Raw genomic sequence first — 15,390 nt, 5'->3', positions numbered from 1 at the left:
CCCAAAGCTCACCCACGGTTGTAGCCGGAGGGGGAAACGGGCGACATCGCCACGCGCTTTGGCCGGTGGCCACCGGCCAAAGCGCAAGTCGCTTCCATCGCACAAATCATGTCCGAGCAGATACAAGTGGGTTTCAGGACATGATCCGATGACAGGAGCCCAGGCGTCATATCTCAAGACGCTTGCCGAGCAGGCGCACGAGCCGGCCCCCACGGAGAAGGGACTGACGAAGGCGGAAGCATCCGAGCTGATCGAGAAACTGCGGAAGAAAGCCGGACTGGCGACGTAGCCGCTCCAGCCAACCTTGACGGCAGTTCCTGGTGCGCCCGCTGGGCGATCGTTGAGGCGGAAACAACGCGTCCTGCGCGTGCGAATCCCTGCCCTGTGCTATCTCGCCGGAACGCAAGCTAAGCTCGCGGATTCGCATGGCACCAGGAGCCTTCAGATGCTGATGACCAAGGAGCGGCGCGCGACGATCCAGACGCTGCGAGGATGGGCTATCTCCGTTCTGCAAGAAGCCGGCGCTATTCGCGAATGTGAACAGCACGGCTGGATGAAGGACCGTGCCGATCCGCATGCCCGGGATCGCGCCTTCGACATCGCCCGCGAAGATCCGCCCGACGGGGTCTCTCCGGACGCTGTGACCGTCGCGATTACTGAGGTGCTGGATTCGATCGGCGATACGTGCCCGGAGTGCGCACCCGAAGCATAAAAGCATTGGCTTCGGCCGACGAAAGGCTTGCGGCAGAGGCAGGCCAGACTTCCTGCGAGCGTTTCGATCGCCGCAATTAAACCCTTAGCGGACTGTTAACGATTTGACCCGCTCGATAGCTGCTGGCCTTTCAGGTTCTCGGCGATGTTGTTCACGATGTACGCGCCAGCCGGTAGTCGCGCCGGAACAGCACGATCTCGCTGTCGTAGGGATAGACGTTGCAATAGCCGCGCACGGTGAATTCGCGCGCACTGCGGCCCATGTCCTCGGCATAGGGCAGCTCTTTCTTGGGAAATTCATGCTCGACGATGCGCCGACGCTCTCGCGCGAATTGACCTCGCAATGAAAGCGCGCGTCGTTGAACGATGCCGGCATGAGCTGATCGCGCCATGCCGTCGGCACGTCGAAGATGTTCGCCATGCTTCACCATACTAGAACATGTACTCGGCGATGTTCGCTTCTAAGGGCCGAGCTGAAACCTAACAATCGGTCAGGGCACTACCGCTCGTGACCCATTGCAGAGGACCCACCGGGCCGACATTAGGTCACGTTGATGCTTTCGCATCCGGTCGCCTCGCAACAAGGCCGTTGCCGATGCACTGCAGAACCGTATCGCCTTTTTGGTTGCGCAAGCGGAACTGGCCGCGAACGACTCCACAATCGGGCATCGACTTCGACTCGCGTTTTTCCAATGTGATCGCTTCGAGATAGAGGTCGTCGCCTGGACGCACTGCGTTGGGCAGCCGTAGCTCATCATAGCCCAACCCGGCGGTCGCACGAACCGGAGGCTGTAATTGGTTGGTTAGCGAGATGAAGATCGCAAAGGTGTGGGCAGCAGATGCCGACAGTCCTCCAAAAACGGAACGAGCAGCGGCTGCCTCATCGATATGGAAGGGCCTCGGGTCATATCGCGTGGCGAACTGAATGATTTCTTCCTTGGAGACAGAATAGGGCCCAGCCTTCTGGCTGTCACCGACCTCGACGTCTTCAAAATATCCGCTGGTCATTGATCAATCCTCTACGCACGGGCTGACGAAGGGGCGGCATAAGCTGACCTTGGAGACTATAGTCCCAGCGCTGGTCAAAATCACCACGTCCCCTCTTGACCCAAAGCGGGCATCGCGCACTCGTCGCCGGGCTGTCCGAGCTGCACGTTCGTTCGCGCAATCGGCATGCAGATTGGGAATACATTATGTCGCATTGGGTTCTCATTGACACTCCAGAGCCGTGATAACGCCGCGAAGAAAGAGCAAGTGAGGCTGTCGCTCGCTTTTTTTGCGAGCGCGGATTCACTTCCAGATTCGCGTTGCGTGGATTGTGTGACGAATTCAAAGACGGATCGGATGTACGCCAAATCATTCGTAGCCCTGCTATTCTTCTCACATCTTGCAATTGTCGCCTCACCGGCGAACGGAGAGACCGGCATCAGCCCGCCGCCCGCGCTTGAGCTAGGCAAAGCGCCTCCACTGCCCGGGCAAGGGCCATTGGCTGCGCCCCGTTCACCAGGCCAGATAGGCTTTCCTGCGGCTCTGACGGCAGCGGTGACCCCGCCCGCCACTCCGCGTACGCCTGCCGCGGTTGCCTTAGGCCAGAAGCTGTTCTTCGACGGCCGGCTCTCGGGTGACGGCACTGTCGCCTGCGCCACGTGTCACGATCCGGCGCGCGCTTTCACCGACGGCAGGTCCGTCTCGATCGGGATTCACGGACGCGTCGGCCAGCGCAATTCACCGACCGTACTCAACGCACTCTACAACAAGACGCAATTTTGGGATGGCCGGGCTGCTACGCTGGAGCAGCAGGCCGCAATGCCGATCACCAATCCGTTCGAGATGGGTTCAACCAGCCTCGCCGATGCTGTATCCGGAATCGCCGGCGACAGGGACTATCAGGCACAGTTCATGCTGGCGTTCGGCCGAGGTGTGAACGAACAGGATATGTTGCGAGCCATCGCGGCTTACGAACGGACATTGGCCTCCTTCGATTCCCCCTTCGACCATTTCATCGCCGGAGACGGCGACGCCATCAGTGGAGCGGCCAAGCGCGGCTGGGAATTGTTCAACACCAAGGCGCGCTGCAACCTCTGCCACGCCCTATCGGCCGACAAGCGTGATGTGACGACTTTTACAGACAACGATTTCCACAACATCGGCATCGGAATCCTCCGCCATCGGGTCGGTCCACTGGCCGAGCAAGCGGAACATGAGCTTGCGCAAGGACACCCGCCGGCTCTCGATACTGCGGCGATCACGAGCGAAATGTCTGTGTTGGGGCGCTTTCTTGTCACGAAGCGGCCGGCCGACATTGCGGCGTTCAAAACGCCTGATTTGCGCAACGTTCTGGTGACGGGGCCCTACTTCCACGACGGATCGATGCAGACCTTGTGGGATGTCATGGATCACTACAACAAAGGAGACGGTCTCACGGACGCCTGGCTTGATGAGGATATCCAGCCGTTGGCGATGACTGAACCGGAGATCGATGACCTGGTGGCGTTTTTGGCTTCGCTGACGAGCGCCCTATACAAGAAGACCGGTGACGAGGAATTCGCGCGGCAATTCGCGGTGTCCAGAACCGATCGCCCGCAGCGCGATACCGCGCGGGCTTTCGGCCCGAAGCCGAAGCGGCCGCCATTTTGATCTAAAGCCGCGGACACGGGATCACCGGCCTTGTCGCCACCGTTCTGATGCGCTTACGGGTATTTTCTTCAACAGCGCAATTGGTGCTGCGGCCCACAGAGAGGTGTCAACGTCAAGCTCTGCAGAAGCGTAGCGATGGCCAACGGCGTTGACTATAAGGTGCATCTGGACGGCTACGTCCAGTCGCAATTCTTCCGCAATGTGAGCACCGCGGCAAACAACAACGGGGTAAAGAGCGCGCGCGACAGGTTCTTCTATGCCGACGACGACGGTCTGCTCGTTGCCTTTCGAAAGGGCGACTAGAAATACGTCTACGCCGAGCAACGCGCGCCGGGACAGCTGCAGGTCTGGGCCGAGCCATTCACGAAATTGCGCCTGCAGAAGATCTACAACCTGTTCCAGGCTCCGTTCGAGCGGGCCGACATCACCTCCAACACTTACTGGGACTGGAATCTCAATCACGTCGGTGCGGTCTACGGCGCGATGGACGATGTTTTCCAGTTCGTAGCCACATTCAAGGAGTTTCCGCCGCGTTCGTTTCCGCCAAGCTTCGTGCGGCAACGATCATGGAAGACGCAATCGCTGACATGAAGGCGGCGAGGAGACGAGGTACGGTTGGTACGGCAACTAGCGACGCTCTCACGCATGCCGAAGAGGTGAGCACCATGACATGCAGTGGCCGAACCGCTGCCGAGAAGCCGTCGATCCTGGCGCTTGCTGCCACACTCGTCATTCTCGCTCCGAGTTCGGCCAAGGCCGATGCCGGAGGCGTCAGCTTTTGGCTTCCCGGCACATTCGGCGGCCTTGCTGCTACCCCGGTCACGCCCGGATGGTCCTATGAGACCATGTACATCCATTTGCAGCAGTATGCCGGCGCAGGAAGGGAGTTCGGCACTAGCGGAGGTGCGCGCGGGTCCGTGGTTACCGGCCTCAACGCGCGTGCGGACGTCCTCGTCGAAGGCGTGACCTGCACCTCCGCGCTGCCTGTCTTTGGCGGTCAGGCGGCTTTCACCCTGCTGGCTGCGCCCGGAAACCTGGGAGTTGGGATCGACGCCACGCTGACGGGTCCGAGAGGCAACACGATTTCCGGCAGCAGAAGCGATAATCGCACGACCCTATCAGACGTGTTTTATCAGGGCACGCTCAAATGGAATCAGGGCGTCCACAACGAGATGGTTTACATTGCCGGCAAATTCCAAGCGGAACGTATGACCCGGATCGACTGGCCAATCTGAGCTTCGGCTTCGCCGCGTTCGACGTCGGCCCAGGGATACACTTATCTCGATCCCAAGACGGGGCATGAATTCTCCATCGTCGGAGGCCTGACCTACAGCACCACCAATCCGTTTCTGCAATACAAGAACGGCATCGACGCTCATATCGATTGGGCCGCTTCACAGTTCGTCAGCAAGAACGTGCTGGTTGGCGTGGCCGGTTATTACTTCCAGCAGCCACCGCCGACAGCGGTCCCGGGGCGACTCTCGGCGCGTTCAGGGGAAGCGCGGTCGGCATCGGTCCGCAAGTCGGCTTCCTCTTTCCCGTCGGCGACGACTAGCAGGGCTACCTGAATCTGAAGGGATACAAGTATCTCGCCGGCGAAAACCGCCCCGAAGGATGGACGGCTTGGTTGACGTTCGCGATCTCGCCCTCCACGCCGAAGTCTTCTTCAACAAAACCGATAGTGCGAAAATATTGGGGGCAGCGATAACGTCGAAGTAGCCCAAAACGCCAATGTCTGCCTTTGGCCCGTGGCTGACCCAGCTCAGAGTGTCTTGAGGTCTGCTTCCTAGAGGTGACCCGAACAGGGCCATGCAAGCTAGCCAAGGCAGTCTTTGACCCTGAGCGGACATTGAGAAGATTGTCGATTACTCAGGCAATCCGGCTTTCCGCATCGCCGCGACGAACTTCTCCATGTGCTCCGACCGGTGGATGAACATCTGGTCATGGAGATTCGACAGCCGCAAAGTCGGTTGCAACGCCCGCAGCCTTGTCATTGCCAGTTGTGCCGGTTGCACCCGACCGGCAACCGCATGGCTCATCGCTGAGACTCGCAGTGCAGCTGGCCAATCGGGCCGCATTTGCAGCGCACGGTCTGACCAGCTGGACGATTGATCGAGGTCGCCAAGAAAGAAATAGCCGTAGGCGATGGCGCTGTATGCAAGATGCATCAGCGGGTCCAGAGGGCTGAGGCGCATCGCGGTTCGAACGTGCTCGATCGCCACTTCGGGCTCTCCGGCATAGACGTGGATCCAGCCGCTGCGCTGCCACGCAACAGCAAGGTTCGGATTCAATCGCAAGGCGTGAGCAATCAGCGCGATCCCCGCCTTGATGTCGCCGACGATCTGAGCCAGCGCATGTGCGCTCCAAGCGAGCGCCACCGCGTCCGCCCGGCCGAGGTCCGCGCCCAGCCGCGCAAGCCGGCTGGTTTCGACCGTCTCGGCAGCGCGATCGACCACCCAGCCATTCGACTTGCGCATGACAAAGCAGCCCGCGGCAAGCGCGTGCGGTCTTGCAAACGTCGGATCCAACTCGATCGCGCGATAGAACTGTTTCAGCGCCTCGTCGTGACCGGCTCTGGTCCAGTAGTGCCAGCTGGCCATGCCGCGCAGAAAGCAATCGTAGGCGCTCAAACTTTCCGTCGGCTTTCGCTTCGCCCGCTCGATTTCGGCCTGCTCCAGCCGCGGGGCAATCGCACCCACGACGCTGTGCGCCATCTGATCCTGCAGTTCGAAAATGTCATCGAGCGAACTTTCGAAGCGATCGGCCCAAATGTGCTTCCCACTTTCGGTTTCGATCAGCTGGCCGGTAATACGGACGCGCTTGTCAAATTTGCGCACGCTTCCTTCCAGCGCGTAACGTACTCCGAGGTCGCGTCCGACAGCCCGAACATCGACTGCCAGCCCCTTGTAGGTGAAGCTCGTGTTGCGCGCGATGACAAACAGTTCGGAGAACCGCGACAACTCCGTGGTAATATCCTCGACAATTCCGTCGGTGAAATAGTCCTGTAACGGATTGTCGCTCAGATTCGCGAAAGGCAGAACAACGATCGAGGGCCGGTCCAGCAATGCGAGGCTGGAAACCGGCGCGTTCCTGACTGGTGAAACCGCCGGCCTCCCCTCCTCGTAGACATCGCCGACAAACCGAAACCCCTTGCGAGGGAGTGTCTTGATCAGCCGCTGCTCATTGCCGCTGTCACCGATCGCCGTTCGGGCGCCATTCAGTCGCGTCGTCAATGCCGATTCTGAAACAATTCGCCCGCCCCAGACGGCGGCCATGAGGTCGTCCTTGCTGATAACACGATCTCTATGGCGGATCAGATAGACGATGATGTCGAAGACCTGCGGCGCAAGGTGTACCAGCTCGCCGCCTTGCCGAAGCTCCCGGCGGTCCGTGTCGAGCACGTATTTGTCGAACCGGTACAACAACTTACGCTCCGCCAACACACGGGAAGCACCCTGCCCCGCCGCGCAAAATGAAGGGTAAGGTAAGGGGAAAGTAAGCTGTCCGCAAAGCCGGCAGTGCGGTGGCATGGCACGATGATGCTGTAATTTGCAGCAAAAGGAGCCAGAGCATGAACACCGCGCGCCGCAGATTGCTTCAACTTGCCGCAGGGATTGCCATACTGCCGGTCACAACCTTCGCTGCGCGGGCGGAAGACTACCCCGCGAGGCCAATTCGCTTGATCGTTCCGCAGGCGGCAGGAGGCGCCGCCGACATCAGCGCCCGACTGATCGGCCAGTGGTTGGCGGATCACTTGGGTCAGCCTTGCACAATCGAGAATCGCCCGGGCGCGGGCGGCAATATCGGTACCGAGGCTGTGGTCACCTCTGAGCCTGATGGCTACACTCTGCTGCTCGCCGGATCGTTCAATGCCATCAACGCGACACTTTACGACAAGCTCAGCTTCAATTTCATCCGCGATATCGCACCGGTCGCCGGGATCATGCGAAATCCACTCATCATGGTCGTGCATCCCTCAATCCCTGCTGCCACGGTAGCCGAGCTGATCGCCTACGCCAAGGCCAACCCGGGCAAACTGAACTTCGGGTCTGCGGGCAACGGCAGCCCTCAGCACATGGCTGGCGAGCTGTTCAAGATGATGGCCGGTGTAGACATAACGCATGTGCACTATCGCGGCTCGGCGGCCATGCTGACGGACTTACTGCGCGGTGAAATCCAATTGGCGTTCGACCCGATCTTGTCGTCACTCGAGCACATCAAGTCCGGCAAGCTGCGAGCGCTTGCGGTGACCACCGCGACACGGTCTCCCACTCTGCCCGATATCCCGAGCGTCGGAGAGTTCGTGTCCGGCTATGAATCAGTCGGCTGGGTCGGCATCGGCGTGCCACAGCGCACGCCGGTCCAGATCGTCGCGAAGCTCAACGCCACCATCAATGCCGCGCTCGCCGATACGAAGATAAACGGCCGGCTGGCGAGCCTCGGCGGGACGCCGCTGCCGGGCTCGTCGACCGAGTTCGGCAGGCTCATCGCCGAGCAGACCGAACGTTGGGGGAACGTGATCCGTACGGCGCAGATCAGGCCGGAATGACAAGAATGTTGGAGAATGACATGTCCATCCGGTTTGACGAGGTGATCTCGTCGCAGGAGCGTCTGCGCCAGGTCAGCAAAGCGCCGAGTTTCCGAGCCCAGAATAAAGTTATCGATCATGTCGACGAGATATGTCGTCGATTCATCGCGGCCTCCCCCTTTGTGATCGTGGCCTCGCGCGGCGCAGACGGGCAGATCGACGTCTCACCCAAAGGCGATCCGGTCGGCTTCGTTTTCGTCCTCGACGAAAAGACGCTGGCTATCCCGGATCGCCTCGGCAATCACCGCCTCGACACCTTCGAGAATCTGCTTGTGCATCCCGAGATCGGGCTGATCTTCATGATCCCGGGTCATGGAGACACGCTGCGCGTGAGCGGGACAGGGAAAATCGTGCGGGATGGTTCTCGGCAGGCGCAACTAGCCGTCGACGGCAGGCAGCCGAACTTAATCCTCGTGATCACGATCGCCGAGGTGTTTCTGCATTGTCCGAAGTGCGTTTTCCGCTCGAAACTATGGAGCCCGGAGCATTGGCCCGATCGTTCCAGTTTGCCGTCCCTGGCTGAGGCGATCGTGACGCATGCAAAGTCGGGCGAGACGGTCGCAGATGTTCAGGCGGTGATCGACCACGGAATCGCTCACCTCTATTGAAAGCGATGGTCGTTTGAAGCTGAAGATCTGGATCTGCTTATGTCCTTAGTGGAGTTTGCATCGCCGCGCCAAGCGTCCGCTTTTGTGAAGGGTTTCGGATGCCGGCCCAATGAGTGAAGGTGCCGCGGGCTCCGAGGCCCGGCGTCCGAAAGCCTCCAAGGGAGGAAACCGCGCTTAAGGGAACGTAAGGCGGTGCGGCAGGCGCTATGGGGATTTGAGTGCCGCGGGTGAGCTCGTTGATGAGATCGAGGCGGTCCAACGAGTTGTGCGACGGTGAAGCCGCTGACAAATGCGCGGCGGATAGCATCGAGCTGGACAAGTCGTCCGACGATTTGCGACGGCTGACGGATATCTGGGCGCGCTCTGCCGTGGCCGGTCGAGGGCCAGCGAGCGCGGCGAGCGGATTTGCGGGATTGCGGCACGGTCATGAGGTGTCGATCCTGATGTGGTTCGTTGGAGCTGTCGGCCGATGCCGTGGCATTGCACCGCGCTCGAAGACTTCGATGATGGTCATGCGACCGCCGCAGCATGGACAAGCCGGCTTGCTGGGATCGACGGCGGCCGCGGTGGGCTGACCTTCAGGTTGCAACGGCAAGCAGCTCACGGGCGCGTGCGATGTTGCCGGCGCAAGCGCCTTTGGCGAACAGGCCGTAGTGGCGGATGCGGTGCAAGCCCTTGGGCAGCACGTGGATGAGGAAGCGGCGGATGAACTCGAAGGTCTCGCGCGTCATCTGCTTGTAGCGATCGCGGCCCGCGACGCGGTAGTCCTTCCATGTGAAGGTAACGCCCTGCTGGTCGCAGGCGATCAGGCGGCTGTTGGCGATGGCGACACGATGGGTGTAACGCGACAGATAGGCCAGCACTGCCTCTGGCCCGCCGAACGGCCGCTTGGCGTAGACCACCCATTCGGCCTTGCGCAGCGGTGCGAGATAAGCCGCGAAGGATTGCGCCTGGGCGAGATGGGCGTAACCGCCGAAGAAGCTGAGGCGGCCGGCCGCGTGAGCGGCCGAGAGCGCCGTGAGGAAGAGCCGGCGGAACAGGCGGAGAGCACGCGCACGGGGAGGAAGAAGCCCGATCGGCAGGGCACCCAGCGCTGGCCATCGGGCGAGAGGCCGCCGCCCGGCACGATCATGTGCACGTGCGGGTGATGGGTCAGCGCCGAGCCCCAGGTGTGCAGCACGGAGGTGATGCCGATCCGCCCGCCGAGATGCGGATCGGCGGCGATCGTCAGCATCGTCGCGGCCGAGACCTTGAACAAGAGATCGTAGACCATGGCCTTGTTCTGGTAGGCGATGTCGGCGATGGCCGCCGGCAGCGTGAACACGACGTGATAATACGGCACCGGCAACAGGTCGGCCTCGCGATCGGCAAGCCAGTCCTTCGCAGCGGCGCCCTGGCACTTCGGGCAGTGCCGGTTGCAGCAAGAGTTGTAGGCGATGGTGATATAGGCACAGTCCGCACAGCGCGCGACATAGCCGCCGAGGGCTGCCGTGCGGCAGCGCTCGATCGCCGACATCACCTTGAGCTGGTCGAGGCCGACATGGTCGGCATGGGCTCGACGCCACGCCGGGCCATGGCTGCGGAAGATATCCGCAACCTCCAAGGCCGGGCGCGACACAAGCGCATCCCGCGTCAGCCGGGTGGCCGAGCCTCCTTTTGCTTTAGCGCGATGTGCTCCAGCGGGCTCATGACCTCGCTGATCGTCTTGGTGGCGACGCGGGTATAGAGCGCCGTGGTGTCAAGCTTGGCATGGCCGAGCAGCACCTGGATCACGCGGACATCGATGTTCTGCTCCACGAGGTGGGTGGCGAAGCTATGCCGCAAGGTGTGCAGCGAGACGCGCTTGCTGATCTCCGCCATCTGCGCGGCAGCGTGACAGGCGCGATTGAGCTGGCGCGTGGTCATCGGCTGCGCCGGATCGCGGCCCGGGAACAGCCAACCGCGAGGCCGCGCCGCCTTCCACCAGGCCCGCAGCAGCTCGAGCAGGTGTGGGGACAGCATGACGTTACGGTCCTTGCCGCCCTTGCCCTGCTCGATGCGGATAATCATGCGCTTGCTGTCGACGTCGGCGACCTTGAGCGAGACCACTTCGGTGGCGCGCAGGCCGGCGCCGTAGGCCACGCTCAGCGCCGCCTTGTACTTCAGCCCGGGCGCGGCATCGAGCAGCCGCGCCACCTCCTCGACGCTGAGCACCACCGGCAGCTTGCGCGCCTCGTGAATGACATGGGTATGCTCGACGATCTCGTGCGCTTGAGCGTGACCTTAAAGGAGAACCGCAGGGTCGAGACGGTCTGGTTGATGGTCGGCACGCCAACGCCGCTCGCTGCCAGATGGAGTTGGTAGCGGCGCACGTCCTCGAAGCTCGCCGTATCGGGCGGTCGCCCGAGAAATACAGCGAAGTTCTTGATCCTTTGCACGTAGTCATGTTGGGTCTTCGGCGCTAACTTGCGGATCGTGATGTCTTTGATCATGCGTCGGCGCAACGGGCTCATGGCCTCGTCGATCATGTGGATGCTCCTGCCTTGAGTGAGGTTGTCGAAACCCCCTCAATCTCAAGGCAGGACGCCCTATTGCGGCGCTATCGTCCGGGCTCCGCTGCCAGCCGTCGTGCCCTAGCGCGCGAGCGGTTTAGTCCGTTGGCCCATCAGCGAAGTGGCGACCCCCTCATTGAGATCCGCTTACTGGGGCGGAGCGGGCCAGATTTGCTCACTCTGAGTTCTTCGCGTTTCGACCCGAAGCCGACATTCCGCAATGCAAGGAATCCTCGCCGCGAACTTCCGTCCCACTGCGTAACGAATTTCAAACCCAAGTTTAAAGCCTTTGCCCGTCTGGGGTTAGCGCAGCGCGCCGATGCCGCTTGTGAAAGATAGGGCTCTCCCACGATTACCGATTGTTCACTACACTTCCGCTGAAAATGCGCTCAGCATAGTTCGAAGCAAAACGATGGTGGATGCGTAACAGATCGAGTCATCGCCATGCGCCACGCCCTACTCTTGCGCGCTCTTGCCACAGCCGGCCTGTTCACCGGTCTCGGATCCAGCAGCCTCATCTCAGATGCATCCGCCGGAACCGCCGGCCACGCCTTGGCTGTCTCGGTCGACGATTTCTATTATAGAGACACGTCGAGCGAGCCCACCGATCAGACAGCCGTGCATGAACAGCGATTGCGGGCTTTCATGACCGCGCTGCGGAACGATGTCACGGCAGATCGCCGTTTTGAGCTTGTGCTGTCCTCCTGCGCACCAAATTGTCCGACCGACGGACCGGCGTTGCGCGATCGGCTGCGCGCGGCGTCACAGGCCGGCGCGCAAATCCTGATCATCGGGGGCGTTCATAAGATGAGCACTCTGGTGCAGTTTGCGCAGACTGTTGCCATCGATACAACATCCCAGCGCGTCGTGTTCCGGAAGTACTTCCAGTTCCGCGGCGACAATGACGAGGCATGGCAGCGGGCGGAGCGCTTTGTATCGGAGGAGCTCCGAGACCGGCTGCTTGAAAGCAGGTCGCAGCAATGAAGGCCCGGACCACCATCGAAGCGTATTCTGCGCAACTTCGGGCACGAACTTCGTGTGCGGCCCGATGATCTCGGTCGGCTTGGCGATTACGCCGGGAGGAGACGGGCGGACCGCCGATCCTGACCCATTGCAGACGGACCCACCGAGCCGACATTAGGTTACGTTGATGCTTTCGCATCTGGTCGCCTCGCAACGAGGCCGTTGCCGATGCACTGCAGCACCGTATCGCCTCTTTGATTGCGCAAGCGGAACTGGCCGCGAACGACTCCACAATCGGGCATCGACTTCGACTCGCGTTTTTCCAATGTGATCGCTTCGAGATAGAGGTCGTCGCCGGGACGCACTGCGTTGGGCAGCCGCAGCTCATCATAGCCCAACCCGGCGGTCGCACGAACCGGAGGCTGTAATTGGTTGGTTAGCGAGATGAAGATCGCAAAGGGTGTGGGCAGCAGATGCCGACAGTCCTCCAAAAACGGAACGAGCAGCGGCTGCCTCATCGATATGGAAGGGCCTCGGGTCATATCGCTTGGCGAACTGAATGATTTCTTCCTTGGAGACAGAATAGGGCCCAGCCTTCTGGCTGTCACCGACCTCGACGTCTTCAAAATATCCGCTGGTCATTGATCAATCCTCTACGCACGGGCTGACGAAGGGGCGGCACAAGCTGACCTTGGAGACTATAGTCCCAGCGCTGGTCAAAATCACCATGTCCACTCCTGGCCTTAAGCCGTCATCATCCTTGGACGGGCGGACGAATGATCGGATAGCACGCAAGTCCGGTAATGGCCCACGGCCGAAACCCGGATTAAAGATCACCGCGTCAGCTCACCGGGGTAGACCGGACGCCGCTCAGCGGAGCTGTCAAATGCCACTTGTGAGCCAGAGCACAAGTCATGTGCTCAGCCTGCCAGCCGTGACCCAACTCGACCCTTGACAGGCCTCCTTACACATCTGCGCGGTCGATCTCAGAAATTTGCGTCCGTCGATGTGAGCCGGTCCATATCGACCCCGCAATGAAAGCGCGCGTCGTTGAACGAGGCGGGCATGAGCTGATTGCGCCATGCCGACGGCACGTCGAAAATGTTCGCCATGCTTTCAGCCCTACTGGGACGTGTAGCCGGCGATGTTCGCTTCTGATGGCCAACCGGAAATCTTACAGTCCAGTCAGTGCTCCACCGCTCGAACCAAGGCGGACATGGCCGAATTCGATTTTCAGAAAGTGTATCCCCGGAGGTATGACGGTAGATTGTAGTAGGTCAATAACGCTGATTGATTGGTCGTGTACACTCAACTACTGGCTGTGCAGAACAAATAAAAAGAAACACGTCGGCGAAAACCGATGGGCGCGCCGCGATTGGCGGAGGATACAATGCAAACGCTGGAAGTCCTTTCATAAAAAAACCGTCAGTCTTGCGTGGCAAGACTAAGGGGCCGCTCCCCAACGAGGTCGATTTCGTCAAAGCGCGTGGCAAGGTTGTGCGCCCCAAACCCTTCGGGAAGAGCAACAAAGTTGATTTCTCCAAATTCAAGGCGGTGCCTTCGGCGAGTGACATCGAGAAACTGGCCTGGGGGGCGGCTCGCCCAAAGGTCTGGCAGCAACCAGCAATCGAGGTGCTCAGTCCCGCCAAGACCGCGGGGCGCGGTGGCACATTTGTATACTTAGGGACCGTGGGCTTTCTCTCCGCCAGCCCTATGGTCCTGCCATCCCTGAGGCTGTGTTCAACGTCGCCACTACGCAGGGGTACGTTAGCGTGCAGCTCGAACCCAGAGCCTATGGGATCACATCTGTCGCCACTTACATCATAACGTTCGATATTTTTGTTCCCGTCGGAAACGCGACGTTTACTCTGGACGGCGATGGCGATATCCCGAACAGAGGTGAATATACGTTGAACGACAGGCGGACTGTGCAAGCGATAATGCGGAACGCCTCGCCATCCGGGACATATGCTTTCCTGCAGGTCAAACCACCTGGTATTTGGGAAACTTGGCATTGGTATTCCTCAGTGATTAAATTCGCCGACCCCATCGTTAGCTACCCCATCCTTAATCCGCTGGTTTGACGCTCTTCGTAGACGCCGCTGCTGTCGCTGTGTAATCGAAACTCTTAGATCGAGAGGGTCTCCTCGTTCGCCGCAGGCCCACGCCGCGCCGGCTCCATCTGGGTCTGTCGGTTGACCTCGACGTCCTTGAACAGGCCGCCGCCCTCGGCGTCGACCTTGGTGCCTTTCGGCGCGTTGACGTCGACACTGATCTTGCCGGTGCCCTCGACCTTGGTTGACGCCGCTTGTGAGCGGTCGATCTGGTTGCGCGCCGACGCATAGTCGGGACGGCGCAGATGCAGCGCGGACGCGCGCCACCATTCGGTCGAGACGCCACCGCGTTCGGAGGCGGTGCCGCCCTGGTTGCCGCCCAGCATTTCGACCCGCACGACGACTGGGCGTATCTCGCCGAGAAAGGCCGCGATGCGGTGTTTCCCACGATCCGGGGCACTTACCGCGACGACGGCGAATACAGCTTCCTCGATATCGTCGCCCTCAACGGTTCGAGCTTTGTCGCCCGCGCCGACAGCCCGGGCCGTGTCCGGGTGACGGCTGGCAATTGATCGCCTCCACCGGTCGACCGGGCAAACCCGGCATCAAGGGCGAGCGCGCGACAAGGGCGAGCGCGGGGCACGCGGTGCCGACGCGCCGACCGTCGGTGGGCAGGTCGATCCGGACAGCTATTCGGTCACGCTGATCATGTCGGACGGCACCACCCTGGCGCCGCTGATGCTGCGCGGCCTCTTCAAGCGATTCCACTACGAGGCGCGCTGATGGCCGACATCTGGGTCAAGGTTCTCGAGCCTGCAGAGAATTACGATCTGCTGACGCTCGCCGAGCTGAAGACCATCCTCGGCATCTCGGCCACCGACACCAGCGAGGACGCCCAGCTGGAGATGTGGGCTGGAATGCTGGTGTCCGGTCATCGTCAGGTTAGTTATGCGTTCCTCGCCCTCGTTTGTCCCCGGGTCCGACCGGAATGTCTATCTGGTCCTCGACAGCTTCGGCAGCGCCTTGGCCGCGCTTGGGTTGAGACCGACGAGGAGCACACCGAGCGCGATACTTTGCTGCGTTACCTGATGGAAGGGCAGTGCCGCAACCCGATCCGGATCGTCAGCTTCAACACCAGCGAGGGCTGGTCGGGGGACGCTTCGGAGGAGATCGCCGCCGAGCTGCGCCAGCGCTGCGCGGAGCGCGGGAGGTGCCGCCGACGCTGGAGGATTTTTCTGGCACGGCATGGGCACCGCATCGATATCCAGCTGTCGCTGCTCTGAGGACGCAGTGCACTG

Annotated in this window: 17 protein-coding genes and 3 pseudogenes; 12 read left to right on the top strand and 8 right to left on the bottom strand. The window is 60.9% G+C overall.

Annotated elements, in window-relative coordinates; genetic code table 11:
• Window positions 1-127 precede the first annotated feature (127 nt).
• Together I6F35_RS32070 and I6F35_RS32065 are read left to right on the top strand one after the other, a co-directional pair.
• Window positions 128-289, top strand: a pseudogene (locus tag I6F35_RS32070) (DUF3072 domain-containing protein); the annotation flags it as partial.
• A gap of 156 nt (window positions 290-445) precedes the next feature.
• A complete protein-coding gene (locus tag I6F35_RS32065) occupies window positions 446-712 on the top strand; it encodes a hypothetical protein (RefSeq protein ID WP_225121632.1) in 267 nt (88 codons plus the stop codon).
• 151 nt (window positions 713-863) lie between these two features.
• On the opposite strand, the gene I6F35_RS32060 is transcribed toward I6F35_RS32065, so the two are convergent.
• Both I6F35_RS32060 and I6F35_RS32055 read right to left on the bottom strand, forming a co-directional pair.
• Complete coding sequence (locus I6F35_RS32060; protein ID WP_225121631.1) at window positions 864-1,103, bottom strand: DNA circularization N-terminal domain-containing protein; 240 nt, start codon at window positions 1,101-1,103, stop codon at window positions 864-866.
• 154 nt (window positions 1,104-1,257) lie between these two features.
• The gene (locus I6F35_RS32055) at window positions 1,258-1,719 is read right to left on the bottom strand and encodes a MaoC/PaaZ C-terminal domain-containing protein (protein ID WP_225121630.1); all 462 of its coding nucleotides are present in this window, start codon (window positions 1,717-1,719) and stop codon (window positions 1,258-1,260) included.
• 336 nt (window positions 1,720-2,055) lie between these two features.
• Here I6F35_RS32055 and I6F35_RS32050 point away from each other — a divergent pair, with 336 nt between their 5' ends.
• The 5 genes from I6F35_RS32050 (at window position 2,056) to I6F35_RS40635 (ending at window position 4,916) form a co-directional block, all read left to right on the top strand.
• Window positions 2,056-3,348, top strand: a complete 1,293-nt coding sequence (locus tag I6F35_RS32050; protein WP_225121629.1) for a cytochrome c peroxidase — start codon at window positions 2,056-2,058, stop codon at window positions 3,346-3,348.
• A 135-nt stretch (window positions 3,349-3,483) separates the two neighbouring features.
• The gene (locus I6F35_RS32045) at window positions 3,484-3,651 is read left to right on the top strand and encodes a hypothetical protein (protein ID WP_225121628.1); all 168 of its coding nucleotides are present in this window, start codon (window positions 3,484-3,486) and stop codon (window positions 3,649-3,651) included.
• Between the two features lie 66 nt (window positions 3,652-3,717).
• Window positions 3,718-3,939, top strand: a complete 222-nt coding sequence (locus tag I6F35_RS32040) for a hypothetical protein (RefSeq protein ID WP_225121627.1) — start codon at window positions 3,718-3,720, stop codon at window positions 3,937-3,939.
• On the top strand, window positions 3,915-4,583 hold the full coding sequence (locus tag I6F35_RS40640; RefSeq protein WP_346283226.1) for a hypothetical protein: 669 nt from the start codon (window positions 3,915-3,917) through the stop codon (window positions 4,581-4,583). Before I6F35_RS32040 ends, I6F35_RS40640 begins: the two co-directional genes overlap by 25 nt.
• A 75-nt stretch (window positions 4,584-4,658) precedes the next feature.
• Window positions 4,659-4,916 carry a transporter gene (locus I6F35_RS40635; protein WP_346283228.1) on the top strand — a complete coding sequence of 86 codons (258 nt, stop codon included), beginning with the start codon at window positions 4,659-4,661 and terminating at the stop codon, window positions 4,914-4,916.
• A 297-nt stretch (window positions 4,917-5,213) separates the two neighbouring features.
• Here I6F35_RS40635 and I6F35_RS32030 read toward each other — a convergent pair whose 3' ends face one another.
• Window positions 5,214-6,773, bottom strand: a complete 1,560-nt coding sequence (locus I6F35_RS32030; RefSeq protein ID WP_225121626.1) for a winged helix-turn-helix domain-containing protein — start codon at window positions 6,771-6,773, stop codon at window positions 5,214-5,216.
• Window positions 6,774-6,919: 146 nt separating this feature from the next.
• On the opposite strand from I6F35_RS32030, the gene I6F35_RS32025 reads away from it, so the two are divergent.
• Together I6F35_RS32025 and I6F35_RS32020 are read left to right on the top strand one after the other, a co-directional pair.
• Entirely contained in the window at window positions 6,920-7,897 is a 978-nt protein-coding gene (locus I6F35_RS32025) for a tripartite tricarboxylate transporter substrate binding protein (RefSeq protein ID WP_225121625.1), read from the top strand.
• 20 nt (window positions 7,898-7,917) lie between these two features.
• Window positions 7,918-8,544 (top strand): MSMEG_1061 family FMN-dependent PPOX-type flavoprotein, encoded by a 627-nt coding sequence (locus I6F35_RS32020; protein WP_225121624.1) that lies wholly within the window; start codon window positions 7,918-7,920, stop codon window positions 8,542-8,544.
• A gap of 424 nt (window positions 8,545-8,968) precedes the next feature.
• Here the strand turns inward: I6F35_RS32020 and I6F35_RS32015 are convergent.
• Together I6F35_RS32015 and I6F35_RS32010 are read right to left on the bottom strand one after the other, a co-directional pair.
• Window positions 8,969-10,162 (bottom strand): annotated as a pseudogene (locus tag I6F35_RS32015) (IS91 family transposase).
• Window positions 10,163-10,176: 14 nt separating this feature from the next.
• Window positions 10,177-11,051 (bottom strand): annotated as a pseudogene (locus I6F35_RS32010) (tyrosine-type recombinase/integrase).
• A 486-nt stretch (window positions 11,052-11,537) separates the two neighbouring features.
• On the opposite strand from I6F35_RS32010, the gene I6F35_RS32005 reads away from it, so the two are divergent.
• Window positions 11,538-12,059: a DUF2380 domain-containing protein gene (locus tag I6F35_RS32005; protein ID WP_225121623.1), complete on the top strand. Its 522-nt coding sequence runs from the start codon at window positions 11,538-11,540 to the stop codon at window positions 12,057-12,059.
• Window positions 12,060-12,217: 158 nt separating this feature from the next.
• Here I6F35_RS32005 and I6F35_RS40630 read toward each other — a convergent pair whose 3' ends face one another.
• The 3 genes from I6F35_RS40630 to I6F35_RS31990 form a co-directional block, all read right to left on the bottom strand.
• Complete coding sequence (locus I6F35_RS40630; RefSeq protein WP_346283225.1) at window positions 12,218-12,556, bottom strand: hypothetical protein; 339 nt, start codon at window positions 12,554-12,556, stop codon at window positions 12,218-12,220.
• 468 nt (window positions 12,557-13,024) lie between these two features.
• The gene (locus I6F35_RS40320; protein ID WP_275945520.1) at window positions 13,025-13,150 is read right to left on the bottom strand and encodes a hypothetical protein; all 126 of its coding nucleotides are present in this window, start codon (window positions 13,148-13,150) and stop codon (window positions 13,025-13,027) included.
• A 1,016-nt stretch (window positions 13,151-14,166) separates the two neighbouring features.
• Window positions 14,167-14,478 (bottom strand): hypothetical protein, encoded by a 312-nt coding sequence (locus I6F35_RS31990; protein ID WP_225121620.1) that lies wholly within the window; start codon window positions 14,476-14,478, stop codon window positions 14,167-14,169.
• A 51-nt stretch (window positions 14,479-14,529) separates the two neighbouring features.
• Here I6F35_RS31990 and I6F35_RS40315 point away from each other — a divergent pair, with 51 nt between their 5' ends.
• Window positions 14,530-14,664, top strand: a complete 135-nt coding sequence (locus tag I6F35_RS40315; RefSeq protein ID WP_275945519.1) for a hypothetical protein — start codon at window positions 14,530-14,532, stop codon at window positions 14,662-14,664.
• Between the two features lie 210 nt (window positions 14,665-14,874).
• A complete protein-coding gene (locus tag I6F35_RS31985) occupies window positions 14,875-15,375 on the top strand; it encodes a hypothetical protein (protein WP_225121619.1) in 501 nt (166 codons plus the stop codon).
• Window positions 15,376-15,390: the final 15 nt, after the last annotated feature.

Source organism: Bradyrhizobium sp. BRP22 (assembly GCF_020194175.1).
Lineage (GTDB): Bacteria > Pseudomonadota > Alphaproteobacteria > Rhizobiales > Xanthobacteraceae > Bradyrhizobium.
This window is presented reverse-complemented; position numbering and strand designations above follow the sequence as displayed.

Coding starts and splice junctions, on each gene's coding strand:
- I6F35_RS32065 (WP_225121632.1), top strand. CDS start 446: ATGCTGATGACCAAGGAGCGGCGCGCGACGATCCAGACGCTGCGAGGA.
- I6F35_RS32060 (WP_225121631.1), bottom strand. CDS start 1,103: ATGGCGCGATCAGCTCATGCCGGCATCGTTCAACGACGCGCGCTTTCA.
- I6F35_RS32055 (WP_225121630.1), bottom strand. CDS start 1,719: ATGACCAGCGGATATTTTGAAGACGTCGAGGTCGGTGACAGCCAGAAG.
- I6F35_RS32050 (WP_225121629.1), top strand. CDS start 2,056: ATGTACGCCAAATCATTCGTAGCCCTGCTATTCTTCTCACATCTTGCA.
- I6F35_RS32045 (WP_225121628.1), top strand. CDS start 3,484: ATGGCCAACGGCGTTGACTATAAGGTGCATCTGGACGGCTACGTCCAG.
- I6F35_RS40640 (WP_346283226.1), top strand. CDS start 3,915: ATGGAAGACGCAATCGCTGACATGAAGGCGGCGAGGAGACGAGGTACG.
- I6F35_RS32025 (WP_225121625.1), top strand. CDS start 6,920: ATGAACACCGCGCGCCGCAGATTGCTTCAACTTGCCGCAGGGATTGCC.
- I6F35_RS32020 (WP_225121624.1), top strand. CDS start 7,918: ATGTCCATCCGGTTTGACGAGGTGATCTCGTCGCAGGAGCGTCTGCGC.
- I6F35_RS40630 (WP_346283225.1), bottom strand. CDS start 12,556: ATGAGGCAGCCGCTGCTCGTTCCGTTTTTGGAGGACTGTCGGCATCTG.
- I6F35_RS40320 (WP_275945520.1), bottom strand. CDS start 13,150: ATGGCGAACATTTTCGACGTGCCGTCGGCATGGCGCAATCAGCTCATG.
- I6F35_RS31990 (WP_225121620.1), bottom strand. CDS start 14,478: ATGCTGGGCGGCAACCAGGGCGGCACCGCCTCCGAACGCGGTGGCGTC.
- I6F35_RS31985 (WP_225121619.1), top strand. CDS start 14,875: ATGGCCGACATCTGGGTCAAGGTTCTCGAGCCTGCAGAGAATTACGAT.